The organism is Pseudomonas sp. NFR09 (assembly GCF_900111535.1).
Taxonomy (GTDB): domain Bacteria; phylum Pseudomonadota; class Gammaproteobacteria; order Pseudomonadales; family Pseudomonadaceae; genus Aquipseudomonas; species Aquipseudomonas extremorientalis.
Genome location: NZ_FOIH01000003.1, coordinates 466,810 through 488,822, shown reverse-complemented (window position 1 = coordinate 488,822; position 22,013 = coordinate 466,810). Strand labels below are relative to the sequence as shown.

21 protein-coding genes are annotated in these 22,013 nt (G+C 62.6%); 9 read left to right on the top strand and 12 right to left on the bottom strand.

The annotated features are described in order from the left end of the window. Window positions 1-67 precede the first annotated feature (67 nt). A complete protein-coding gene (locus tag BMX59_RS09740; protein ID WP_092244060.1) occupies window positions 68-388 on the top strand; it encodes a DUF2834 domain-containing protein in 321 nt (106 codons plus the stop codon). 66 nt (window positions 389-454) lie between these two features. Here BMX59_RS09740 and BMX59_RS09735 read toward each other — a convergent pair whose 3' ends face one another. The 3 genes from BMX59_RS09735 to BMX59_RS09725 are packed head-to-tail and all read right to left on the bottom strand — an operon-like array spanning window position 455 to window position 3,389. Further along, on the bottom strand, window positions 455-1,378 hold the full coding sequence (locus BMX59_RS09735; protein WP_058424063.1) for a sugar ABC transporter substrate-binding protein: 924 nt from the start codon (window positions 1,376-1,378) through the stop codon (window positions 455-457). Between the two features lie 41 nt (window positions 1,379-1,419). Further along, on the bottom strand, window positions 1,420-2,553 hold the full coding sequence (locus BMX59_RS09730; RefSeq protein WP_092244054.1) for a phytanoyl-CoA dioxygenase family protein: 1,134 nt from the start codon (window positions 2,551-2,553) through the stop codon (window positions 1,420-1,422). Next, a complete protein-coding gene (locus BMX59_RS09725; protein WP_093121178.1) occupies window positions 2,553-3,389 on the bottom strand; it encodes an SDR family oxidoreductase in 837 nt (278 codons plus the stop codon). Before BMX59_RS09725 ends, BMX59_RS09730 begins: the two co-directional genes overlap by 1 nt. A gap of 125 nt (window positions 3,390-3,514) precedes the next feature. Between BMX59_RS09725 and BMX59_RS09720 the strand changes: the two genes are divergently transcribed. Both BMX59_RS09720 and iolG read left to right on the top strand, forming a co-directional pair. After that, window positions 3,515-4,540, top strand: a complete 1,026-nt coding sequence (locus tag BMX59_RS09720; RefSeq protein WP_093121177.1) for a LacI family DNA-binding transcriptional regulator — start codon at window positions 3,515-3,517, stop codon at window positions 4,538-4,540. Window positions 4,541-4,573: 33 nt separating this feature from the next. Beyond that, entirely contained in the window at window positions 4,574-5,578 is a 1,005-nt protein-coding gene (gene iolG / locus BMX59_RS09715; RefSeq protein ID WP_092244045.1) for an inositol 2-dehydrogenase, read from the top strand. Here the strand turns inward: iolG and BMX59_RS09710 are convergent. Then, window positions 5,575-6,741 (bottom strand): GGDEF domain-containing protein, encoded by a 1,167-nt coding sequence (locus BMX59_RS09710; RefSeq protein WP_093121176.1) that lies wholly within the window; start codon window positions 6,739-6,741, stop codon window positions 5,575-5,577. The two genes, iolG and BMX59_RS09710, sit on opposite strands and share 4 nt — an antisense overlap. 109 nt (window positions 6,742-6,850) lie before the next feature. Further along, window positions 6,851-8,062: an MFS transporter gene (locus BMX59_RS09705; protein WP_092244039.1), complete on the bottom strand. Its 1,212-nt coding sequence runs from the start codon at window positions 8,060-8,062 to the stop codon at window positions 6,851-6,853. Between the two features lie 98 nt (window positions 8,063-8,160). Between BMX59_RS09705 and BMX59_RS09700 the strand changes: the two genes are divergently transcribed. After that, on the top strand, window positions 8,161-8,982 hold the full coding sequence (locus BMX59_RS09700; protein ID WP_092244036.1) for an AraC family transcriptional regulator: 822 nt from the start codon (window positions 8,161-8,163) through the stop codon (window positions 8,980-8,982). Here BMX59_RS09700 and BMX59_RS09695 read toward each other — a convergent pair. The 3 genes from BMX59_RS09695 to proP form a co-directional block, all read right to left on the bottom strand. Next, window positions 8,939-11,533 (bottom strand): bifunctional diguanylate cyclase/phosphodiesterase, encoded by a 2,595-nt coding sequence (locus BMX59_RS09695; protein WP_093121175.1) that lies wholly within the window; start codon window positions 11,531-11,533, stop codon window positions 8,939-8,941. The genes BMX59_RS09700 and BMX59_RS09695 overlap by 44 nt on opposite strands. Before the next feature lie 73 nt (window positions 11,534-11,606). Beyond that, complete coding sequence (locus tag BMX59_RS09690; RefSeq protein ID WP_058424054.1) at window positions 11,607-12,113, bottom strand: GAF domain-containing protein; 507 nt, start codon at window positions 12,111-12,113, stop codon at window positions 11,607-11,609. Between the two features lie 55 nt (window positions 12,114-12,168). Next, window positions 12,169-13,671, bottom strand: a complete 1,503-nt coding sequence (proP, locus tag BMX59_RS09685) for a glycine betaine/L-proline transporter ProP (RefSeq protein ID WP_058424053.1) — start codon at window positions 13,669-13,671, stop codon at window positions 12,169-12,171. A 153-nt stretch (window positions 13,672-13,824) separates the two neighbouring features. On the opposite strand from proP, the gene BMX59_RS09680 reads away from it, so the two are divergent. Both BMX59_RS09680 and BMX59_RS09675 read left to right on the top strand, forming a co-directional pair. Continuing rightward, on the top strand, window positions 13,825-14,355 hold the full coding sequence (locus tag BMX59_RS09680; protein ID WP_093121174.1) for a GNAT family N-acetyltransferase: 531 nt from the start codon (window positions 13,825-13,827) through the stop codon (window positions 14,353-14,355). Between the two features lie 143 nt (window positions 14,356-14,498). Next, a complete protein-coding gene (locus BMX59_RS09675; protein WP_093121173.1) occupies window positions 14,499-15,902 on the top strand; it encodes an MFS transporter in 1,404 nt (467 codons plus the stop codon). Window positions 15,903-15,939: 37 nt separating this feature from the next. Here the strand turns inward: BMX59_RS09675 and BMX59_RS09670 are convergent, their stop codons facing one another. From BMX59_RS09670 to BMX59_RS09660, 3 genes are all read right to left on the bottom strand, one after another. Then, window positions 15,940-16,860: a bifunctional helix-turn-helix transcriptional regulator/GNAT family N-acetyltransferase gene (locus BMX59_RS09670; protein ID WP_092244025.1), complete on the bottom strand. Its 921-nt coding sequence runs from the start codon at window positions 16,858-16,860 to the stop codon at window positions 15,940-15,942. A 70-nt stretch (window positions 16,861-16,930) separates the two neighbouring features. Continuing rightward, window positions 16,931-18,223, bottom strand: a complete 1,293-nt coding sequence (locus tag BMX59_RS09665) for a PQQ-dependent sugar dehydrogenase (RefSeq protein WP_093121172.1) — start codon at window positions 18,221-18,223, stop codon at window positions 16,931-16,933. Further along, window positions 18,220-18,633 (bottom strand): DUF2231 domain-containing protein, encoded by a 414-nt coding sequence (locus BMX59_RS09660; protein WP_071487887.1) that lies wholly within the window; start codon window positions 18,631-18,633, stop codon window positions 18,220-18,222. Before BMX59_RS09660 ends, BMX59_RS09665 begins: the two co-directional genes overlap by 4 nt. Window positions 18,634-18,807: 174 nt before the next feature. Here BMX59_RS09660 and BMX59_RS09655 point away from each other — a divergent pair, with 174 nt between their 5' ends. From BMX59_RS09655 to BMX59_RS09645, 3 genes are read left to right on the top strand one after another with little or no spacing between them, the layout of a single operon-like run. After that, on the top strand, window positions 18,808-19,836 hold the full coding sequence (locus BMX59_RS09655; RefSeq protein ID WP_093121171.1) for an apurinic/apyrimidinic endonuclease family protein: 1,029 nt from the start codon (window positions 18,808-18,810) through the stop codon (window positions 19,834-19,836). Window positions 19,837-19,884: 48 nt separating this feature from the next. Beyond that, on the top strand, window positions 19,885-20,364 hold the full coding sequence (locus BMX59_RS09650; RefSeq protein ID WP_093121170.1) for a P-loop nucleotide/nucleoside kinase family protein: 480 nt from the start codon (window positions 19,885-19,887) through the stop codon (window positions 20,362-20,364). After that, the gene (locus tag BMX59_RS09645) at window positions 20,361-21,137 is read left to right on the top strand and encodes a nucleotidyltransferase domain-containing protein (RefSeq protein WP_093121169.1); all 777 of its coding nucleotides are present in this window, start codon (window positions 20,361-20,363) and stop codon (window positions 21,135-21,137) included. Before BMX59_RS09650 ends, BMX59_RS09645 begins: the two co-directional genes overlap by 4 nt. 34 nt (window positions 21,138-21,171) lie before the next feature. On the opposite strand, the gene BMX59_RS31055 is transcribed toward BMX59_RS09645, so the two are convergent. After that, complete coding sequence (locus tag BMX59_RS31055) at window positions 21,172-21,939, bottom strand: methyl-accepting chemotaxis protein (RefSeq protein WP_371322060.1); 768 nt, start codon at window positions 21,937-21,939, stop codon at window positions 21,172-21,174. Between the last annotated feature and the right edge of the window lie 74 nt (window positions 21,940-22,013).

Sequence of the window (22,013 nt, the reverse complement as noted above, 5' to 3'; positions counted from 1 at the left end):
CCGAGGTCATTGCGAGGGGCCGAACCTTATCACTAACGTGGGCCTTCATCACCCCAAGGAAGAGCCCATGAAAAGATCCTGTGTTGCGCTGGCCGGTTTGCTGCTGTTTTCGTCGTACACCCTGTTCACGCTGCTGACGGCCGAGCAGTCGCTGCTGGCGTTCGGGCGCGAATTGATGTCGCGACCGGACACCGCACAAGTGGTGATCGACCTGTATTTGATGGCGCTGCTGGCGTGTGTGTGGATGTATCGGGATGCGCGGCGGCGGGGGCGGTCGGTGGCTTCGCTGGTGCCGTATTTTGTGCTGACGGCGGTGTTTGTGTCGGTGGGGCCGTTGCTTTATCTGGTGGTGAATGGGCTTGAACCGTTCAGCGAGAAGACCGTTTGACGCAAACTTCCTCTGTTGAGAGGGCTTGTTGTGGCAAGCCCGCTCGCCACAACAGATTCGTTCGGCTCAAGGGTTGAGGAAGGCCTGGTAGTTGTCCTTGGTGATCTGCTGATAAGGAATGGTCAGCTCAGCCGTGTACGGCTCCTTCTTAACCATTTTCACCGCCAGGTCAATCGAGCCCACGGCCTGGCCCTTGTTGTCCTGATACACCGTCACCAGCAACTGGCCTTTCTTCACCGCATCCAGCCCGGCAGCCCCGCCGTCGCTGCCCGCCACCAGGATGTCCTTGCCCGGCTGCATGCCCGCCTGGCTGATCGCCATGGCCGCGCCGATCGCCATCTCATCCGCGTTCGCCGCCACCGCGTCGATTTTGCGCCCGGATACGATCCAGTTGTTCATCAGGTCAATCGCTTTGCTGCGCTGCCATTCCGCGCTCTGTTCCTCGACGATCTTGATGTCGGGATACTCCTTGAGCACGGTCTTCACCCCCAGTGTCCGATTATGCGTGGCGTTGTTGGACAGAAGCCCGAGCATGATCGCCAGGTTGCCCTTGCCACCCATTTTCTCGGCCAGGTAGCGCATCTGGATTTCACCGGCCTTGACCTCGTCCGAGCCCACATACCCCACGCCCGGTGGCAACTGCTGGGCATCCGGGCGGCGGTTGACGTACACCAGCGGCGTCTTGGCTTGCTGGGCGTTGGCAGTCATTTTTTGCGTGGCGGCAGTGTCCACCGGGTTGACGATAATCGCGTCCATGCCCTGGGCGGTGAAGTTCTGCACCTGGTTGAGCTGGCGCACCACGTCGCCCTGGGCGTCTTCGAATTGCAGGGTCACGCCGGGCAGTTGCTTGGCGTGGGCGGCCATGTAGTCACGCATCTGCGCGAGGAAGACGTCGTCGACCTGGGCGATGCTCACGCCGATACGGATGTCGGCCAGCGCCCAGGGGCTTATCGCCAGGGTCAGGAGTGCCGCAAGGAGTTGCTTCTTCATGATGGTGCTCCGTTGTTTTTGTTGTTGTTGAAACAGAGGGTTCACGCCTGGCGCTTGGTCCGCAGTTGCTCCACGGCAGCGGCAAACGCCGGGAATGGCCAGCGTTCGTCGAGGGCTTGCTGCATCAGTTGCTGCCCGGTTTGCGGGGCCAGGCCCTTCAAGGGCGGGTCGGTGTCGAGGTTGGTGGGGAAGGAATAGCCGTCGGCGGTGCAGGCGATCACCGCCGCCACGGCCTGGGCATCCAGTGCGGTGTTGTCCAGCAAGGCCGGGTACACCGCCAGCATCATGCGGTCGCGGTCGAGGGCTTCCATGGGCTTGCCGAACGCCGAGGAAATCTGCAACAGGTTGGCCATGCGTTGGCGGTCGGCTGTGCGGTTGGTGCCGGCGGCATGGAACAGCGCCGGGTTGAAGAACAGCAGGTCGCCCTTGTTCAGCGGCAGTTGCACGGCGTGCTGCTGGAAATAGTCGATAAACTCCGGACGCCGCCACGCCAGGTAACCCAGGGCGTATTGCTGGGAAAACGGCAGCAACTGGGTCGGGCCGGTTTCCAGCGGCATGTCCGAGTGCGCCACCGCGCCTTGCAACGTCAGGTACTGGGACAGCAGGTGCAGGGGCAGGGGAAAGCGCTCCACTACATCATTGGTCTGAAAGCCCAGGTGGTAATCGCGGTGCGGTTGCTGGGCCTGGCCACCGGGATGCACCACGTTGACCTGCGCCGTGACCTGATAGCTCGGCCCCAGCCACGCCTCGGCAATCAACCCCAACAGCGGGTTGGCGTAGTACTCCACAAACGACGCCGGCGACTGCAGCGCGGCTTTCTGCAATGAATTCCAGATGCGCCCGTTGCTGCCGGCCTTGGCGAAGTGATCGGCCGCCACGCCCTGCGCCGCCTCATGGGCGAAGATCGCCTCGAACACCTGGCTGTGGCGGTCGACCACTTCCAGGTCTTCATAGGCCCGGCGCACCACCATCACCCCGGGCCCCTCGCGGAACAGGCGGTGCAGTTCATTCATCACCGCCAGGCGGTCGCTGTTGCGCAGGGTGTGGGCCTGATAGATCGGCACATTGCTCTGCACTTGAGCGCAGAGAGGGTAATCCTCTCGGCTCACGCGTTGCGCACAGATGTCATTGAAATCCGCCAGGCGCACGGCCTGTTCCGTCACGAACGCCGACATCACACACCTCCCAGCGCCTGATTCGGTTGCGGGCTGCCGCCGTCGGTACAGCCGACCACGCCTTGTTCCAGGTCGATCACCGAGCCGGTCATCATTCCCGACTCGCTGGACAGCAGGAAGGCCACGCTGCGCGCCACTTCTTCAGGCTTGAGCAGGCGCCCGAACGGCTGTGCGCGCTCGGCCTTTTCCAGCCAGCCATCCTGGGCACCGTGGTACTGGCGCTGGATGTCATCTTCGTGGGGCGTGTCCATCCAGCCGATGTTCAGGCCATTGACCCGGATGCGATTGCGCAGGGCACTGAACGCCACATTTTTGGTGAGGATCGCCAGCGCGCCCTTGGACGCGGCATAGGCACTCAGGAACGATTGCCCGCCGTGCCCGGTGACGCTCTGGATATTCACCACCGCGCCTTCCACGCCGTTGCTGATCATCAGCTTCAGCGCCTCCTGCATCAGGAAAAACGGCGCCCGCACATTCACCGCCATCAGCCGATCAAACAGCTCGGGCGAGGTGTCCAGGATGGTGCCGCGATCCGACATCCCGGCGCAGTTGACCAGCCCATGCAAGGTGCCGAAGTGGGCACGCGCCGCATCGATGATCGCGCGGCAATCCTCGACCTTCTCCAGGTCCGCCTCGACAAAAAACGCCGGGCAATCCAGCTGGGCCAACTGCCGCACCTGCTCTTCACCCTGGGCGCGTCGTCGCCCGCAGATGATCAGCCCGGCGGCGCCACGTTGCGCCAGGGTACGGGCGACCGCCGCGCCCAGGCCCTGGGTGCTGCCGGTGACGACAAAGTATTGGCCGCTGAACGACGTGGCGAGATCGGTGTTAGGCATGCAGTTCTCCAGGAGTTTTTGTTGTTGTGCATCGCCCGGCTCGACGCCGGACAAAACTGAGACTAGCATTGCAAAACCTCAGTAATACCCAAAAAACACCTCAAAAACACCTCATGCGAGGCTCCATGCTCGAACGCGCCAAACACTTCTCCATCAAGCAACTGGCGATGCAGGCCGGCGTCAGCAAAGCTACGGTCGACCGCGTCCTGCATCAGCGTGGCAGCGTGCATGCCCAGACCCGGCGGCGTATCGAGCAGGCGCTGGAGGAGTTGGAGTCCCAGGAAAAAAACGGCCTGGCGGTAGGGCGCACGTTCCACGTCGACGTGATCATGCACACGCCCAAGCGCTTCAGTAGCGCGGTGCAGACGGCGATTACCGCACAACTGGGCAGCCTGGCGCCGTTCCGCATTGCCCCGCGCTTTCACCTGTTCGAAGAGATCGAACCCCAGGCCATGCACGACCAACTGCTGCGCTGCCTGGATACCGGCAGCCAGGGCGTGGTGCTCAAGGCCGCCGATGAGCCGGCGGTGAACCTGGCGATCAAACAACTGATCGCGGCCGGGATTCCGGTGGTGACCCTGGTTACGGATTTGCCGCAAAGCGAGCGCATCGGCTATGTCGGCATGGACAACCGCACCGCCGGCCAGACCGCTGCCTACCTGATGTCGCGCTGGCTGCCGACGCAGCCCCAGGACGTGGCGGTGGTGATTGGCAGCGAACTGTTCCGTGGCGAAGAAGAGCGCGAGATGGGCTTTCGTGCCTGGCTGCGTGGGCGTGCCGCGCACCTGCGAGTGCTGGACGTGAGCGGCGGCTTTGGGGTGTACGACCGCACCTTCGAGCGGGTGACCCAGGCGCTGCAACAGCATCCCGAGCTCAAGGCGGTGTACAGCGTCGGCGGCGGCAACCGCGCGATTGTCGACGCGTTCGCGGCCCTGGATCGGCCACTGGAGGTGTTTATCGGTCACGACCTTGACGAAGAAAACCGCCAGTTGCTGCGCGAAGAAAAGGTCGCGGCGATCATCGATCACAACCTGCAGATCGATGCCCGTCACGTGTTCCTGCACATCCTGCACTACCACCGGCTATGGAAGGCCGGGCCGATTGCACCGTCCCAGGTGCAGATCGTCACGCCGTTCAACCTGCCGGACTGAATCTCCCTCAATAACAACATCAGGAGTTCGACCATGCTGAGAATCGCCGTCCTGGGTGCCGGGCGCATCGCCAGGATCCACGCCGCCAATGTCGCCGCCCATCCCAATGCCACGCTGGTGCTGGTGGCCGACCCCTGGCGCGAAGGGGTCGATGCCTTGAGTACCCAACTGGGGTGTGAGGCGGCCTACGATTGCGCCGCGGTGCTTACCCGTAATGACATCGACGCCGTGGTGATCGGTACGCCCACCGACACCCATATCGACCTGCTGCTGGCGGCGGTTGCCGCAGGCAAGGCGGTGCTCTGCGAAAAGCCCATCGACCTCGATATCGTCAAGGCTCGTAGCGCCGCCCAAGCCGTGGAGCGCCAGGGTGGCCGGGTGATGCTCGGCTTCAACCGGCGCTTCGACCCCGACATGCTGCGCCTGCGCGCGGCCCTCGATGCCGGTCAGATCGGCGCGGTGCGCCAAGTCATCATCACCAGCCGCGACCCCGGCCTGGCCCCGCGTGACTACCTGGCCCACTCCGGTGGCATCCTGCGCGACATGACCATCCATGACTTCGACACCGCCCGCCACCTGCTCGGCGAAGAACCGGTGGAAGTCAGCGCCATCGCCAGCCGCCTGGTCGACCCCGCTCTGGCCGAGATCGACGACTACGACAGCGTGATGGTGCTGCTGCGCACCGCCTCCGGCAAGCAATGCCACATCAACTGCTGCCGCCAGGCGGTGTACGGCTACGACCAGCGCGTCGAAGTCTCCGGCGCCACCGGCGTGCTGCTCACCGACAACCACCGCCCCAGCACCCTGCGCCACTGGAGTGCCGAACACACCGAGGCGCTGGAGCCGTTGCAGCACTTTTTCCTGGAGCGCTATGCGGATGCGTATCGCAATGAGCTGGCGCAGTTCATCGACGCATTGAACAACGGCACAGCATTACCCACCAGCGTGCGGGATGGGTTGTATGCGTTGCATTTGGCGGAGTGTGCGTTGGAGTCGGTGCGGACTGGGCGTGGGGTGGCGGTCAGTTACGACCTTTAGCCAAAGGGGCTGGCGCCCGTGCGGTCGACGAGGCGAATGCTATCGCGCCCACCGCGCTTGGACTCATACAGCGTGGTATCCCCTTGCTCGATCAGCGCCGTCAAACTCGGCGGCGGCTGGTCGAACAGGTTCGCGCCAATGCTCAGCGTCACCGGCGCCGGCGTGGTGAAGTGCTGTGCGGCCAGTTGCTGGAACTGGTCGCGCAGGCTGCTGCCCAGTTCGACAATCTGTTCGGTGGACGCCGGGTTCAGCAGGATCACGAATTCATCCCCGCCCAGGCGGGCGGCCAGTGCGCCTTGGGGCACCACGCTGCGGATCATCTCGCTGAGGGCGACCAGCAGGCGGTCGCCGGCGCTGTGGCCGTGGAGGTCGTTGACCGATTTGAAGTTATCGATGTCGATCAGCAGCAGGGCACCCGGTTGGGCGGGTGAAACCTGGGCGAGCAAGCGTGGTGCGCGCAGGTCAAGGGCACGGCGGTTGTAGAGGGCGGTGAGCGGGTCGCGGGCGGCGAGGCGGGCGATCTGCTGTTCGCGGCGATAGCGTTCGGAGCCGGTCATCGACAGTGCGATGAGCATGATCGCCATGGCGCCTTCCACCAGGGAGATCTGGATGATCTCGCCCTTGAAGGCCGCGAGGTCGATCAAGGTGCCAGGGATCAACACCGACAGGGCCTTGGCCACATAGAACGCGCCATGGATCAGCAGCACATAGCGCAACTGCACCGCGCCGATGCTCAGGGACTTGCCGTGGGGGCGCAGCAAGAAGCTGGCGCGCAGGGTCGGCAGCGCCACCAACAGGGACTGCACCGCCAGCATGGCTTTGGACCAGGATGGATCGGCCGGCAACATCAGCATGCCCAGCCAGACCAGCAGCATCAGTAGCCACACGGGCGACAGCCGTGTTTGGGTGAACCGCGCCACACCCAGTAAAAACAGGAAGTGCGCGGTCACCAGCAGGCCGTTGGCGAACCAGATGCCGATCATCAGCAAGCCATTGAGCCGCAGCAGGGCGAGGGTGGAGCCGACGGTGATCGTCGCGAAACCTGCGCTCCAGCACAGCAGCGAAGGTTCGCGCACACTGCGCCATTCAACGGCCAGGTACAGGGCGGCAGCGGCTGCCAGGGCAACGGTGAGTGCCAAAATGGTGGGAGGGTCGAGCGTCATGTCTTGCCGGGTCTGCCTGGTGTGCGTTTAGAACCGGGATTGTAAGCGCACACGCAGGTTTTTCAGAGCATTCCGTGTGATGGCACACGGCCAGGCGATGTTCGGCAGGTCAGGCGCCCTTGGTCGAGGGCAGCAAGATGGTCAGGATGCCCACCAGCGGCAGGAACGAGCACAGTTTGTAGACATACTCGATGCCGTGGGTGTCCGCCAGCAAGCCGAGCAGCGCCGCGCCAATCCCGCTGAAGCCGAACATCAGGCCGAAGAAGATCCCGGCGATCATGCCCACATTGCCGGGCACCAGTTCCTGGGCATACACCACGATGGCCGAGAAGGCCGACGCGATGATGAATCCGATCACCACGCTGAGTACCGCCGTCCAGAACAGGTCGACGTAGGGCAGGGCCAGGGTGAACGGTGCCGCGCCGAGGATCGAGAACCAGATGACTTTCTTGCGGCCGATCTTGTCGCCGATCGGCCCGCCGGCGAAGGTGCCGACGGCCACGGCGCCGAGGAACAGGAACAAATACATCTGCGAGCTTGCGACCGACAGCTGGAATTTCTCGATCAGGTAGAAGGTGAAGTAGCTGGTCAGGCTGGTCATGTACCAGTACTTGGAGAACACCAGTACGGCCAGCACCACCAGGGCAAAGGTCACGCGGCCTTTGGACAGGCCATGGGTGGCTTTGCCGCCTTGCTTGAGCTTGAACAGGTTGAGGTGGTGGCGGTACCAGCGGCTCAAGCCATACAGCACCAGGATGGCGAACACCGCAAACAGCCCGAACCAGGCGATATGGCCCTGGCCGTAGGGGATGATGATCGCCGCCGCGAGCAGAGGGCCCAAGGCGCTGCCGGTGTTGCCGCCGACCTGGAAGGTCGACTGCGCCAGGCCGTAGCGCCCGCCGGAGGCCAGGCGCGCGACGCGGGAGGTTTCCGGGTGAAAGGTCGACGAGCCCACGCCCACCAGGCCCGCCGCCAGCAGGATCGCCGGGAAGCTGCCGACAAACGCCAGCATCAGGATGCCGACCAGGGTGCACACCATGCCCGCCGGCAGCAGCCAGGGTTTGGGGTGGCGGTCGGTGTGATAGCCGATCCAGGGTTGCAGCAGGGAGGCGGTCAACTGGAAGGTCAGAGTGATCAGCCCGACCTGGGTAAATGTCAGGCCGTAGTTGGCCTTGAGCATCGGGTAGATCGATGGCAGCACAGCCTGGATCAAGTCATTGATCAAGTGGGCCAGGGCGCAGGCACCGAGGATGCGCATGACCAACGGGCTGGCCTGGGGTGCAGTGGTTGCAGCGGCGGGTGACGCGGTAAGGGTCGACATGCAGGCATTCCATACAAGGCAGCTAATCAGAGGCGGCCACTTCTTAAGGTGGCCATCCATTACAAAATGATTCGGCGTTCATGCTAGATTTGTCAGTAATGCCTGTCTCGCGCAATTGGGGCGGCAACTGTCGCAAAAAGGGCGAAATGATCAAACCTCTGAACGAATTTCTCCAGGAAATCAACGAAGGCGCCTGGGCTGTCATCAGTTCCGCCACCGATTACCCGGAAAACTGGGTGATCCCCGACCACAGCCACGAGAAGCATCAACTGCTCTACGCCATCGAAGGCGTGATGGTGGTGTACTCGGCGCTGAACCAGTGGACCGTGCCGCCCAACCGTGGCATCTGGATGCCCGCCGGGCACGTGCATTCCCTGCGTTGCGTGGGCACCCTGAAAATGCGCAGCGTGTTTGTGCGCCCGGATCGCTTCCCGAACATGCCCGGCGAGCCGAAAACCGTGAGTATCTCGCCGTTGCTGAGCGAGCTGATCAAGGCGTCCGTGAGCCTGAAGCCGCCGTACGCCGAAGACTCGCGGGATGCGCGGATCATGCACCTGATCCTCGACGAACTGGCGATCCTGCCGGCGTTACCGCTGTCCTTGCCGCAGCCCGCCGACCCGCGCCTGCAACGCATCTGCCTGGCGCTGCAGGAAGAGCCGGGCGATGCCTCCACCGTGGCGGACTGGAGCGAGCGCCTGCACCTGGACCAGAAAACCATCCAGCGCCTGTTTCGCAAGGAAACCGGCATGACCTTCGGCCAATGGCGCCAGCAGGCGCGTTTGCTGCTGGCGCTGGAGCGCATTGCGGTGGGCGAGAAGGTGATCGATATCGCCATGGAGCTGGGTTATGACAGCCCGAGTGCGTTCACCAGCATGTTCAGGAAACAGTTTGGCAAGACACCGAGCCATTTTTTCCGCTAGCGCCGAGCAGCCCGTTGAACGTGTCGATATCCAGCGGCCGACTGAGGTAGTAGCCCTGGCCTTCGTCACAGGACACCGCCCGGAGCATCTCCAGGTGCCCGGAGGTCTCGATACCCTCGGCGGTCACCGTCAATGCCAGGGCACGCCCCAGGCCGACGATGGCCTGGATGATCGCCTTGTCATCCTCACTGTCTTCCAGGCGGCTGAGGAAGCTGCGGTCGATCTTCAACCCGTCGAAGGGGAAGGCCCGCAGGTAGCTCAACGAGGAGTACCCGGTGCCGAAGTCATCCATGGCAATACGTATGCCCAGGCGTTTGAGGGTGTGCATTACCGCCAGTGCGCCCGCGGCGTCTTCGAGCATCACGCTTTCGGTGATTTCCAGTTCAACCCGCGCCGGATCGATCCCCGACGTCTTGAGGGCGTTGCGAATGCGCTCCACCAGGTCGCCACGCTTGAACTCCGTGGACGACAGGTTCACCGACACAAACAGTGCTTCGGGCCACTGGGCGGCGCAGGCGCAGGCGGTTTGCAGTACCCAGTCGCTCAGCGACAGGATCAGCCCTGACTCTTCGGCAATCGGTATGAAGGTGTCGGGTGGAATCAGCCCGCGCTGTGGGTGCTGCCAGCGCACCAGCGCCTCGGCGCCGACCATCCGCCCATCGGCAATGCGATAGCGTGGTTGGAAGTGCAGGCGCAGTTCGTTGTGCTTGATTGCAAAACGCAGGTCGCTTTCCAGGCGGCGACGCTCGATGATCCGTGCATTCATCTCCCCTGAGTAAAACCGCCAGGTGTTGCGGCCAGCAGCCTTGGCTTCGTATAGCGCGATATCGGCATAACGCAGCAGTTCGGTGGCTTCGCTGGCATCGTCGGGGGCCAGCACGATGCCGATACTCGCGCTGACGAACACTTCCTGCTCACCGATCCTGACCGCCTGTTCAACGGACTCGATCAAGCGCAGGCACAAGGACTCGACATCGTCCTGGGTCCCCGCATTCGTGAGGATCATCACAAACTCATCGCCACCCACCCGGGCTACCAGGTCGCCGTGGCGCACGCAATCGGCCAGGCGGGTCGACACTTCGTTGAGCACGTGGTCGCCCGCGGCGTGCCCGAGCAGGTCGTTGACCGGTTTGAAGCGGTCCAGGTCCAGGCTGAGCATGACCAAAGGCTGCCCCGACGCCGGCAGTGCCTTGAGCTTGTCGTCGAGGAACGCTTGCAGGCGCGTTCGGTTGGCCAGCCCGGTGAGTGCGTCGTGCTGAGACAGGAATTCAATGCGGCGCCGTGCTTCGACTTCCTCGGTCACGTCGGTGGCGGTTCCGCGGAAACCGCCACAGGGCATTTGCCTTGCCGCGAGCCGTGTGGTGCGTTCCTGGCCGTGGGCGTCGACGTAGCGGCATTGCACGCTGAGGTCCGCGGTACGGCTGGGGGTGTTCAGCCATTGCGAAAGCGCGCCGGCTTCCGTGTCCAGGAGCTCGTTGATGGCGGCGCCGATCCAGGTATGACGGGCCAGGCCGGTTACGTTCTCGAAGCGCTCCGACAAGTACGTGAAACGCCAGCCGGCGTCGATTTCCCAGACCCAATCGGAGCTGGCTTCCACCACATCGCGAAAGCGCGCTTCACTGGTAGTCAGGGCATTCTGGCTGTCTAGCAGCGACGCATGGCTGGCATCCAGGGCCAGGGCAGCGGCACTGGCGCGGCGCAGGATCACCCAGGTCATCAGGCATACCAGCAATGCGGCCAGGCCCAGCAGCGGCAAGCCAACACCCATCAACCGCACGCCTGGGCGCGCCGGCTGCCAATGCAGGCTGCCGGCTGCACCGTTTTCGCCCAGGGGGACCAGCAAGGTATTGCCGACCTCATCGGCGCTGGCGATATGCAGTTGATTCACCCCGAAATCATTGCCGATCAGGGCCAGGTGGGCGCTGTCGAGAATGTCGACAAACACCAGTACCGACGCGGGGCGCCCATCCACCTTCACCGTGGGGTCGGTGCCGGGCGTGATGGCGGCTGCGGCCACGAGTGCCGGGCTGCCGCGCACGTTGATGAAGGCGGTGACCGGCGTTTCCTGTTCGGCTCCGGCACGAGCCTGCTCGAGGACCTGCGTGATGGGCTGGGCGAGCCAGTCGCTGAGGTCAATGGGTTGCAGCTCGCCTTCGATTACGGCGTACACCGTGCTGTTGGCGTCGTTGACCACAAACAGCCCCTGGAAGCCGAAATCCTGGAACAGTGTGGCGCCGACGTTGCCGCGACCGTAGGCCCAATCGGTATCCACCTTGAGGTGCAAGTGCTTGTAGGCATCGCTCCAGAAGGCGTAGTCCTTGACGGTCACCCGCAGGGATTTTTCCAGGGACTGCACGGCTTTACGCGTGTAAAACGCGTTTTCCTCTTGCTCGGCGTGGTCCAGGTCATGGGCCAGGTAGATCAGCGAGTAGGCTGCTGCTGCAAATACCAGGACCAACAAGGCCGTGAAATTGAACAGTGAGGTCCGTGTCAGCGACAGGCTGGTGCGGTTGGAGAGCGTTCGGGTGATCGGGACGAGAGTGTTCGGCATTGTTTCCCGCAGGGCAGCGCTGCAAGTCAGGGGTATCCCTGGTTATCGGCGGCGCTGCTGGAAAACTGAACGCTCAGGTATCGCTGGTCGTCAGGTTGGCGAAAAAAATGCAGCCGATCAGCCGAGCAAACAGGCTGAGGGTTTCCGGCAGGTTGGGATCTTCGAACAGCATTGCCCGCGAATCCAGTGCACACAGCGCGCCGAACAGACGGCCGTCGGGCAGGAAGATCGGTGCACCGGCATAGCTCTCGATGGCGTATTGCTTGACCACCGGACGTGCGGCGAAGCGGCCGCTCTGGCTGATCTGCGGGATGAACAGGGTCTGTGGGTTGATACAGAACTCGCTGCACAACGTTGTTTCCAGCTCAAGCACGTCATCGACATGAATGCCCATGTCGACGGTGTCATGCACGGAGCAGACCACCCATTCCAGGTCGGTGAATTTGGCGATGCCGGCGAAGCGCATGCCGGTCAGGCGGGTAACCAGTTGCAGGATGCTGGTGGTGGCTTCTATTTCGGCAATGGCGGCGCGTTCATCTGCGCTGAGCAACGACTGTGGTGCGGTGACGCTTGGAACCATGGTTGAACTCTCCAGAAACATGGCGGCGGGTGGGGCCGCCATGCAGGGTCAGGCTTCAGTTGATACGCGGATGTTGCTGCACCAGGGTTTGGCGCTTGGCTTCCAATTCGGCAATCTGCGCGTCGATATCTTCGATCTTTTGCTCGATGTTGTCGTGATGTTCCTGCAACAACTCCTTGGCTTCTTCCATGTCCGACGCCGCCGGCGCTGCGCCACGCAGCGGCTTGTTGGCGGTTTCCTTCATGGTCAGGCCGGTGACCAGGCCGACCACGGCAAACACCATCAGGTAGTAGGCGGGCATGTACAGGTTGTCGGTGCTTTCCACCAGCCAGGCCACGGCGGTCGGCGTGACGCCTGCGATCAATACCGAGACATTGAACGCACTGGCCAATGCACTGTAGCGCAAGTGAGTGGGGAACATCGCGGGGAGTGTGGAGGCCATTACGCCGATGAAGAAGTTGAGGATCACCGCGAGGATCAGCAGGCCGGCGAAAATCAGGCCGATCTTGCCGCTGGTGATCAGCATAAACGCCGGAATGGACAGGAACAGCAGACCGATACTGCCAGCGATGATGAACGGCTTGCGGCCGATCTTGTCGCTGACAAAACCGATGAACGGCTGCACGAACAGCATGCCGACCATGATCGCGATGATGATCAGCACGCCGCTGTTTTCTTTGTAGTGCAGGTTATGGGACAGGTAGCTCGGCATGTAGGTGAGCAGCATGTAGTACGTCACGTTGGTGGCCGCGACGATGCCGATGCAGGTCAGCAGGCTGCGCCAGTGCTTGGTCGCGACCTCCTTGAACGAGACTTTGGGGCCGTGGGTCAAGCCTTCGCGGTCGCCCTGTTCCATTTTGTCCATGTGCTGCTGGAACGCCGGGGTTTCCTCCAGGGCGTGACGCAGGTACAGGCCGATGATGCCCAGGGGCAGGGCAAGGAAGAACGGCAGGCGCCAGCCCCACGACTCGAAGTCGGCTTCGCCCAGGATGCTGGAAATCAACACCACCACACCGGCACCCAGCACGAAGCCGGCGATGGAACCGAAGTCCAGCCAACTGCCGAGGAAGCCGCGCTTGCGGTCCGGCGCATACTCCGCGACGAAGATCGACGCACCGGTGTATTCGCCACCCACCGAAAAACCCTGGGCCATTTTGCACAGCAACAGCAGGATCGGCGCCCAGATGCCAATCGAGGCGTAGGAGGGGATCAGGCCGATGGCGAAGGTGCTCAGGGACATGATCACGATGGTCGCGGCCAGGACCTTTTGCCGCCCGTATTTATCACCCAGTGCACCGAAGAACAGGCCACCCAGGGGACGGATCAGGAACGGCACGGAGAAGGTGCCCAGTGCTGCGATCATTTGTACGCTGGGCGAGGCATCGGGGAAGAACACCTTGCCGAGCACATAGGCGACAAACCCGTAGACGCCAAAGTCGAACCATTCCATGGCGTTACCCAGGGCGGCGGCGGTGATCGCCTTGCGCACCTTGGTGTCGTCGACGATGGTGATGTCTTTCAATCCGATGGGCTTGACGCTTTTCTTACGTAATTTCATGCGGGGCACTCTAAAGCAGAACAGGGGAGGCGCCATCACTGCGATGGCACCGCTCTGTCACTTCAGATACAAGCGGACATGAAATAATTCACCACTCTTTGCGTTTTTTTGCAGATGGATTGAACTTTGTCCCTCCACACAGGAGTTATGCGAATGCCAGCCGCCCATTCCCGCCTTGTCTACCGCCAGCCGCAGCCGGGCGACCTGCAGCGATTGTTCGCGATCTTCGGCGACCCGCAGACCAACCTGTTCAACCCATCGGGCCCCATGGCCAGCCTGGAGGCGGCGCAGCGTCTGCTGGATCACTGGCTTGAACAGTGGGCGACCCAAGGGTACGGCTGGTGGGCGATTGCACGGCGCGAGGCGCCGGACCACATCATCGGCTTCGGCGGTATCGCGCCCCTCAACTACCTGACCGAGCGGCGCATCAACCTGGGTTACCGTTTTGCGGTGCAGGCCTGGGGGCAGGGCTATGCCACCGAGTTGGCGCACGACGCGTTGGCGCTGGCATTCGACAGCCTGGGGTTGCCCGAGGTGTTCGGGCTGGTGCGACCGGATCATGGGGCCTCGATCCGGGTGCTGGAAAAGATCGGTATGCAGCCTTTTGGTGTGCTCGACGATGTACCGGGCAAAGCGCCCAGCCTGGTCATGCGTATTTGTCATCCTACAACTGTATTTGCCTGACCTTTTACAGACCCACGTAGAACCTCGATAAACGGCAATCTTTCAGATTGACAGCCGGTAGGCGGCCCGATATAAAAGTCGCAGTTGTACGACGACATATGACGTTACATATGTCCTACCTAACAAAAATAAAAAGTGATGCCATGAACTTGAACGAGCCCATCCACGCTCACCGCGTTGGCCAAGCGGTAGGCAACTATCGCTGGACCATCTGCGCGATGCTGTTCTTCGCGACTACCGTCAACTACCTCGACCGCCAGGTGCTCAGCCTGTTGGCACCGCAGTTGTCCACGCAATTTGGCTGGAGCAACACCGACTACGCGAACATCGCGGCGGTGTTCCAGTTTGTCTACGCGATCTCCATGCTGTTCGCCGGGCGCTTCGTCGACAAGATCGGCACCAAGGCGGCCTATGTGGTGGCGATTGGCATCTGGTCCACGGGCGCGATCATGCATGCCTTCTCGGTGCCGATGGGCGAGGGCATCGCGGTCATCAGCGGCGCGATCGGCCTGGCGGTGATCCCGGTGTCGATTGCCGGCTTCATGTTGTCCCGTGCGGTACTGGCGATTGGCGAGGCGGGCAACTTCCCGATTGCGATCAAGGCCACCGCCGAATATTTCCCCAAGAAAGAACGCTCGCTGGCCACCGGGATCTTCAACTCCGGCGCCAACGTGGGCGCGATCCTGGCGCCGATCTGCGTGCCATTGATTGCCGGTCTGTGGGGCTGGGAAGCGGCATTTATCGTGATCGGCGGGCTCGGCTTCGTGTGGGTCGCGGTGTGGATCGCGCTCTACCGCAAGCCGGAGGAGCAAAAACGCCTGTCGGCCGCAGAACTGGCCTATATCCGCAGTGACCAGACCGTGCAGCCGTTCACCCCGTCACCGGCCGGCGCCGTGGAGAAAAAAGTCTCGTGGTTCAAGTTGCTCACCTATCGCCAGACCTGGGCCTTTGCCTTCGGCAAGTTCATGACCGATGGCGTGTGGTGGTTCTTCCTGTTCTGGCTGCCCACCTACCTGTCGGCGCAGTACGGCATGAAAGGCGCCGATATCGTCATGCCGCTGGCGGTGCTGTACAGCATGACCATGGTCGGCAGCATTGGTGGCGGCTGGTTCCCCAGCTACTTCATGGCGCGCGGCGATGCACCGTACGACGGGCGCATGAAAGCCATGCTGGTGATCGCATTGTTCCCGCTGGTGGTGTTGCTGGCCCAGCCGTTGGGCTATATCAGCTTCTGGGTGCCGGTACTGCTGATCGGTGTGGGCGCCTCGGCGCACCAGGCGTGGTCGTGCAACATCTTCACCACCGTCTCGGACATGTTCCCGCAGAAAACCGTGGCCTCGGTGGTCGGTATCGGCGGCATGGCCGGCGGCCTGGGCGGCGTGGTCATGACCAAGATCGGCGGCTGGGTGTTCGACTACTACAAGTCCATCAACGACATCCATACCGGCTACATGATCATGTTCGCGATCTGTGCGCTGGCCTACCTGGTGGCCTGGAGCGTGATGAAGACGTTGGTGCCGCGCCACAAGGAAATCACTGACCTGTAAGGCTCCACGTCCCGCGCCGCCATGGCGCGGGGCTGTTTCACAGCGGGCGAGCCCAGGTCTGGCTGACCAGGGCTTTGCCGAAGCTGACCATCGGCTCTTCCTCGACCAGCTCGAACCCGGCTTTCTGATACAGCTTGCGCGCGTCGGTCAGAATATCCACGGTCCACAGCAGCATGCGTGTGTAGCCCACCTGGCGGGCAAAGCGTACGCACTCATCCACCAGGCGCTGGCCGATACCCATGCCCCGTGCGCTGGCATCCACGTAGAGCATGCGCAGCTTGGCCGTGGTCTGGTCATGACGGATCACGAACACCGAGCCCACCACCTCGCCGTCCTTTTCCGCGATCCAGCAGCGCTCGCACGTGGGGTCATATTCGCGCAGATACTTGGCGACGATCTCCGCCACCAGCGCTTCGAATTCCCAATTCCAGCCGTATTCACGGGCATAGATCGCGGTTTGCTGCTGCACCACGCGGCCCATGTCGCCGGGTTGCGGGTCACGCAACAGATAGCTGGGCGCGGTGCCTTGCAGCAGGGCCTGGATGCGCTTCATCGCTTCGGTGAGTTGTTGCTGTTGCGGTTCGGGAAGGCTGTCGAGCAGGGCGATGACTTCGCGCTGGGTTTGCTGCTCCAGCGGCGCCAGCACGGCGCGGCCGTGGTCGGTGAGGTGCAATTGCACGGCGCGGGCGTCGGTGGCACAGCGGACTTTCTGGATCAGGCCGCGCTTTTCAAAGCCACTGGTCAGCCGGCTCAGGTAACCCGCGTCGAGGCCGAGCATCTGGCACAGGTCGGCGCTGGTGAGATCACCCCGGGAAGACAATTCGTACATCACGCGGATTTCAGTCAGGGAGTAGTCGCTTTGCAGCAAGTGTTCCTGCAATACGCCGATCTGGTGGGTGTAGAAGCGGTTGAAGCCGCGCACGATGCCGGCGCGTTCGACAAGCAAGGGGGTGGACATGCTGAAATGCTCGAATGGTTGCCTGAGGCAACAATATTGTTGCTTCAGGCAACCATGTCAAACATTTTGTTTAGCGGTTCCGCGTCACGCGCCAAACGGTATTGGCCAGGTCATCGGCAATGATCAGCGCACCTTTCGGGTCCACCGTCACACCCACCGGGCGCCCACGGGTCTTGCCGTCGTCGCCGCGAAAGCCGGTGGCGAAGTCGATGGGCTCACCGGACGGCTTGCCATTGCTGAACGGCACGAAGATCACCTTGTAGCCCACCGGGTTGTCGCGGTTCCAACTGCCGTGCTCGCCGACGAACACACCGTCGGCAAACTGCTCGCCCATCTGCGGGATGGAAAAGTCCACGCCAAGGGCGGCCACGTGGGAGCCCAGGCTGTAATCCGGCTTGATCGCGGCGGCCACCTTGGCCGGGTTCTGCGGTTGGGCGCGTGGGTCGACGTTCTGACCCCAGTAGCTGTACGGCCAGCCGTAGAACGCGCCTTCACGCACCGAGGTCAGGTAGTCCGGCACCAGGTCCGGGCCCAGTTCGTCGCGCTCGTTGACCACCGTCCACAGGTGCCCAGTGTCCGGCTGGATGGTCAGTGCCGTGGGGTTGCGCAAGCCAGTGGCGTAGGGCTTGTGCGCCCCGGTGGCGGCATCGATCTGCCAGACCATCGCGCGGTCGATCTCCACTTCCATGCCGCGTTCGGTGACGTTGCTGTTGGAGCCGATGCCCACATAAAGCTGGCTGCCATCGGCGCTCACGGCCAGGGACTTGGTCCAGTGATGGTTGATCTGCGCCGGCAGGTCGGTGACGGTGCTCGGCGGGCCGCTGGCTTTGGTCTGGCCGTCGGCGTAGTCGAAGCTCACCAGTGCGTCCTGGTTGGCCACGTAGAGTTTGCCGTTGGCAAACGCCAGGCCGTAGGGCGCATTGAGGTTGTCGGCGAATACGGTCTTGAGTTCGTAGGTGCCGTCACCATCGGCGTCGCGCAGCAGGGTCAGGCGGTTGCCGCTCTTGACCTTGGTGTTGCCCTCGGCCTTGATCAGGCTGGCGATCACATCCTTTGGCTTGAGCTTGGCCGCGCTGCCGCCACGGCCTTCTGCAACCAGGATATCGCCGTTGGGCAGCACCAGGGTCTGGCGCGGGATGGCCAGGTCGGTGGCAATCGCGGTGATGCTGTAGCCGTCCGGCACCTTGGGTTTCTGTTCGCCCCAGGGCGCAGGTTCGGCGATTTTCATGCTCGGCAACAGGCTGCTTTGCTGTTCCGGCAGCTTGGGATCGGGGCCACGGGCCTGGGTCTTGTCGCCTTCGCCACCGCAGGCACTCAGCAACAGCGCGGCGCTCAATAGGGTCAGGGTGCTGGACGTTTTCATTTGACACCTCCCGAACGCAGGCCGGTCCAGGTGGCCGCCAACGTCAGCAGCAAGACAATGGCCGACAAGATCAGGCCGCCGGGCATCGAGGCGTAGGCGTCCTTGGCATGCTGGAAGGCATTGACCAGGCCCAGTACCCAAGTGGCCAACAGCAACAGCACATAGCGAGTGGGTTGACCGGCCTTGTGCTCGGCGCGCAGCAGGTTGACCAGCGCGAACAGAAACGCGAAACCGGCGAACACCAACGCGCCGGCAATCAGCCAGGAGGCGAAGTTGGCCCATTGGATCTGGTAGGTCTGGGTGTAGGCAATGTCGCTGAGCAAGGCACCGAGAAACAACGGCACGGTGCCGGCGAGCAAGGTCGCATGCAGCGGCCCTGGGGCATATCGGTAAACGGGGAGGGTAGTCATACGGGGGCGGCTCCTTGTTGTACAACGCCCCTGGACGGGGCAGCGCATAAGAAGTGAACGCAGCGCCGGTGAGAAAGTTCAGCGTGAAACGTTTCGAAATAGTGGGAACCCGCCTGGGTCTACCCCGGACTAACCCCGTATCATTCGCTCCTTTTTCCTACGCCAGGCGCCTCCATGACTCACCCACGCATTGGCTTCGCGTGCCAATACAAACATCCCGAACGGCTACTGTCGGCCAGCGCCCAAAAGCTGATCGAAGGTCCGTTCAACCCGCGCACCACCACGTTGCGTTGGATGGACAGCGTTACACCGCAGGTGGCCCGGGACAAACTGGTGGAAGTGGTCACGCACAACCTGGCCGCTCAATTGCGCCTGCTGGCGTATGTCGCTGAATTGCCTTCGACCCTGCGCATGCTGCGCTTGAGCAGCGACCTGTTGCCGTTCTACAGCCATCCCAAAGTGGCCAGCGCCTACAAGGACCCGGCTATCGAGCGTCAATTGGTTGAGGGTTTTGCCGCCATCGGTGAGTTGGCCCGCGCCTCGGATATCCGCCTGTCATTCCACCCGGGCCAATACTGTGTACTCGGCTCGGAAAACCCCGGCGTGGTGGAAAACAGCCTTGCCGAATTCGAATACCACGCCGACATGATCCGCATGATGGGTTATGGCCGGCGCTTCCAGGACCTCAAGTGCAACGTGCATATCGCCGGCCGCCTCGGCGTGGAAGGCACCCGCGCCGTGTGGTCGCGCCTGTCGGAGGTGGCGCGCAACTGCATCACGTTCGAGAACGACGAAAAGACCTATGGCCTGGACCATTGCCTGCAAGTCGCCGACCTGGCACCGGTGGTCCTGGACATCCACCACTGCTGGATCAACGAAAACGACTACATCGACCCCCACTCGGAGCGGGTCGCCCGGGTGATTGAAAGCTGGCGCGGCGTGCGACCGACCATGCATTACTCCCAGCCCCCGGAGAGCCTGCAAGAGCTGGGCTTTGATGCCGAACACAAGCTGGAAATGGACGCGCTGTTGCAGGTGGTGTCCAAGCGCGACCTCTACGCCCACAGCGCACAGATGTGGAACCGTTGGACCAACGATTATGCGCTGCAGTTTCTCGACCGCTTCGACATCATGCTCGAAGCCAAGGACAAGAATGTCGCGGCCCTGGCGTTCCACGAGCATTGGAAACGGGGCGTTGTGTGATCAATCCATGGCGGTCATGCTGGCGGGACTGACATAAGGAACCGCCCCATGCCAACCCTGCATTTGCTCTGCGGCAAGATCGCCTCCGGCAAGTCCACACTCGCCAAGACCCTCGCCACTGAGCACGCTGCCATTGTGCTCAGCGAAGACCACTGGCTCGCCACGCTTTACCCCGGTGAAATCCACGCCATTGCGGATTACATCAAATGCGCCCAACGTATTCGCGGCGTACTGGGCCCCTTGGTGGTCAATGTGCTGCAGTCGGGCCTCGACGTGGTGCTGGATTTCCCTGCCAATACAGTGGCCAGTCGCGAATGGCTGCTGGGGTTGGCACACGCCGCCAAGGCCCGGCACTGCCTGCACTACCTGGAGCTGGATGACGCCACCTGTCGGGCCAGGCTGCATGCGCGCAACGCCCAGGGTGAGCATGACTTTGCCGCCACTGATGCTGAGTTTGATCTGATTACCCGCCATTTCAGTGTACCGAGCGAGGCTGAGGGCCTGGTGATCGAGAGGCATCATCCATGAGCCCGGCGCAATCCACGGGGGTGGACGCCGAGGGCTTTATCCTTACGGTTCCCCACGTCCCCGTGCAGCGTGAATTTCAGCCACTGCTCGAGGCTGTCTGCAACGTGCTCTCGCAGCCTGACTTGGGAGTGGACGGCATTTATCTTTATGGCAGCGTCGCGCGTGGCGATGCGCTGCCGGGCGTTTCCGATCTTGATCTGACGGTGGTGCTATGTGAGCCGCCGACCTCTGCAGTTTTGGAGCGGTTGGAGCGGGTGCGATGCGACCTGGCCGTGCGGTACCCGCAAGTCACCAAGGTGGATTTCGATATCGGCAGCCGCGCACAGGTCCTGGCCATCGAAAACAGCAACAGCTGGGGATTCTGGCTCAAGCACCACTGCCGGTGCGTGTGGGGCAATGATCTGTCGGCGCAGTTCGAGCGGTTTCGGCCATCACTGGATATTGCCCTGGCCGTGAACGGTGACTTTGAAGCGGTGCTCACCGCTTACCTTGGCCGCATCGCACATGCCGCCAACGAGCAGGAGCGACTCCGCCTGCAGCGCGAAGCGTCACGCAAGCTGCTCAGAGCCACCCAGATACTCTGCGGTGAGCAGGCATCGTGGCCGCATACGCTGGAAATGCATGTTGCGCTGTTCGTGAAGGAGTACCCATCCAAGATGACTCAGGTGGCCTTCTTTTTGTTCGAGGCCCGGAACCCGAGTGCCGACCGTGAAACATTCACGGCTCGACTTCAGGCGTTCCAGGCCTGGATGGTTGCGCAATCGCGCATTTGAGCGTTTGCCATATGGCGCCAGAGCACTGACTTCCTCAGGACTTGAAGCGCCCCACCAATCCATTCAATTCATCCGACAGAGTGGACAAGCGCCCCGAGTCGTCCTGCGCCGAGTTGGCCAGGCTCTCCACCAGGCGTGCCTCGTCGTAGATCTGCTGGATGTGCCGGTTGATCTCTTCGGCCACGCTGTGTTGTTCCTCGGCGGCGGCGGAAATCTGCAGGTTCTGGTCGCGGATCTCGTTCACCGACGTCTGGATACCTTCGAAGCTGTCCCGCGCACTTTCGATGGATGACACACTGGCCCGCGACAAGTCCAGGCAACTGCCCATCTTCTGGGTGACTTCCTGGGTCTTGTTTTCCAGGGTGCCGAGCAGTTGCTCGATCTCGCCGGTGGAGTCGGACGTGCGCTTGGCCAGGGCACGCACTTCATCGGCCACCACCGCGAAGCCACGGCCCTGGTCACCGGCCCGGGCGGCCTCGATGGCGGCGTTGAGGGCCAGCAGGTTGGTCTGTTCGGCAATCGCGCGGATGGTGCCGAGGATCTGGTTGATGCTGCGGCTGCCAGCTTCCAGTTCGACCATGGCCTGGGACGACTCGGTGAGACGGCGCCCCAGGCGATTGACGTTGTCGGTGGTGACTTCGATCTGCTGCTTGCCCTCGGCCACGCGCCGGTGGCCGTTTTCGGCGGACTCCGCGGCGCCGCTGCAGGAACGGGCGACTTCGTTGGCGGTGGCGACCATTTCATTGAATGCGGTCGACACCAATTCAACGGCCTCGCGCTGGCGTCCGGCCGCCTCGTTCATATTGTGCGCCACCTCGCTGTTGACCTTGGAAGCGTTCTGCAAATTGGCCGACGCCGCGCCGATGTGCTGGATCA

Excerpts from the sequence above, each read along its gene's own strand:
- BMX59_RS09700 (WP_092244036.1), top strand. The coding sequence starts at position 8,161 with ATGCCTGTCTCGCGCAATTGGGGCGGCAACTGTCGCAAAAAGGGCGAA.
- BMX59_RS09660 (WP_071487887.1), bottom strand. The coding sequence starts at position 18,633 with ATGACTACCCTCCCCGTTTACCGATATGCCCCAGGGCCGCTGCATGCG.
- BMX59_RS09740 (WP_092244060.1), top strand. The coding sequence starts at position 68 with ATGAAAAGATCCTGTGTTGCGCTGGCCGGTTTGCTGCTGTTTTCGTCG.
- BMX59_RS09680 (WP_093121174.1), top strand. The coding sequence starts at position 13,825 with ATGCCAGCCGCCCATTCCCGCCTTGTCTACCGCCAGCCGCAGCCGGGC.
- BMX59_RS09720 (WP_093121177.1), top strand. The coding sequence starts at position 3,515 with ATGCTCGAACGCGCCAAACACTTCTCCATCAAGCAACTGGCGATGCAG.
- BMX59_RS09710 (WP_093121176.1), bottom strand. The coding sequence starts at position 6,741 with ATGACGCTCGACCCTCCCACCATTTTGGCACTCACCGTTGCCCTGGCA.
- BMX59_RS31055 (WP_371322060.1), bottom strand. The coding sequence starts at position 21,939 with ATGAACGAGGCGGCCGGACGCCAGCGCGAGGCCGTTGAATTGGTGTCG.
- BMX59_RS09655 (WP_093121171.1), top strand. The coding sequence starts at position 18,808 with ATGACTCACCCACGCATTGGCTTCGCGTGCCAATACAAACATCCCGAA.
- BMX59_RS09725 (WP_093121178.1), bottom strand. The coding sequence starts at position 3,389 with ATGCCTAACACCGATCTCGCCACGTCGTTCAGCGGCCAATACTTTGTC.
- BMX59_RS09670 (WP_092244025.1), bottom strand. The coding sequence starts at position 16,860 with ATGTCCACCCCCTTGCTTGTCGAACGCGCCGGCATCGTGCGCGGCTTC.
- BMX59_RS09650 (WP_093121170.1), top strand. The coding sequence starts at position 19,885 with ATGCCAACCCTGCATTTGCTCTGCGGCAAGATCGCCTCCGGCAAGTCC.
- BMX59_RS09645 (WP_093121169.1), top strand. The coding sequence starts at position 20,361 with ATGAGCCCGGCGCAATCCACGGGGGTGGACGCCGAGGGCTTTATCCTT.
- BMX59_RS09735 (WP_058424063.1), bottom strand. The coding sequence starts at position 1,378 with ATGAAGAAGCAACTCCTTGCGGCACTCCTGACCCTGGCGATAAGCCCC.
- proP (WP_058424053.1), bottom strand. The coding sequence starts at position 13,671 with ATGAAATTACGTAAGAAAAGCGTCAAGCCCATCGGATTGAAAGACATC.
- BMX59_RS09675 (WP_093121173.1), top strand. The coding sequence starts at position 14,499 with ATGAACTTGAACGAGCCCATCCACGCTCACCGCGTTGGCCAAGCGGTA.
- BMX59_RS09705 (WP_092244039.1), bottom strand. The coding sequence starts at position 8,062 with ATGTCGACCCTTACCGCGTCACCCGCCGCTGCAACCACTGCACCCCAG.
- BMX59_RS09665 (WP_093121172.1), bottom strand. The coding sequence starts at position 18,223 with ATGAAAACGTCCAGCACCCTGACCCTATTGAGCGCCGCGCTGTTGCTG.
- BMX59_RS09730 (WP_092244054.1), bottom strand. The coding sequence starts at position 2,553 with ATGTCGGCGTTCGTGACGGAACAGGCCGTGCGCCTGGCGGATTTCAAT.
- BMX59_RS09695 (WP_093121175.1), bottom strand. The coding sequence starts at position 11,533 with ATGCCGAACACTCTCGTCCCGATCACCCGAACGCTCTCCAACCGCACC.
- iolG (WP_092244045.1), top strand. The coding sequence starts at position 4,574 with ATGCTGAGAATCGCCGTCCTGGGTGCCGGGCGCATCGCCAGGATCCAC.
- BMX59_RS09690 (WP_058424054.1), bottom strand. The coding sequence starts at position 12,113 with ATGGTTCCAAGCGTCACCGCACCACAGTCGTTGCTCAGCGCAGATGAA.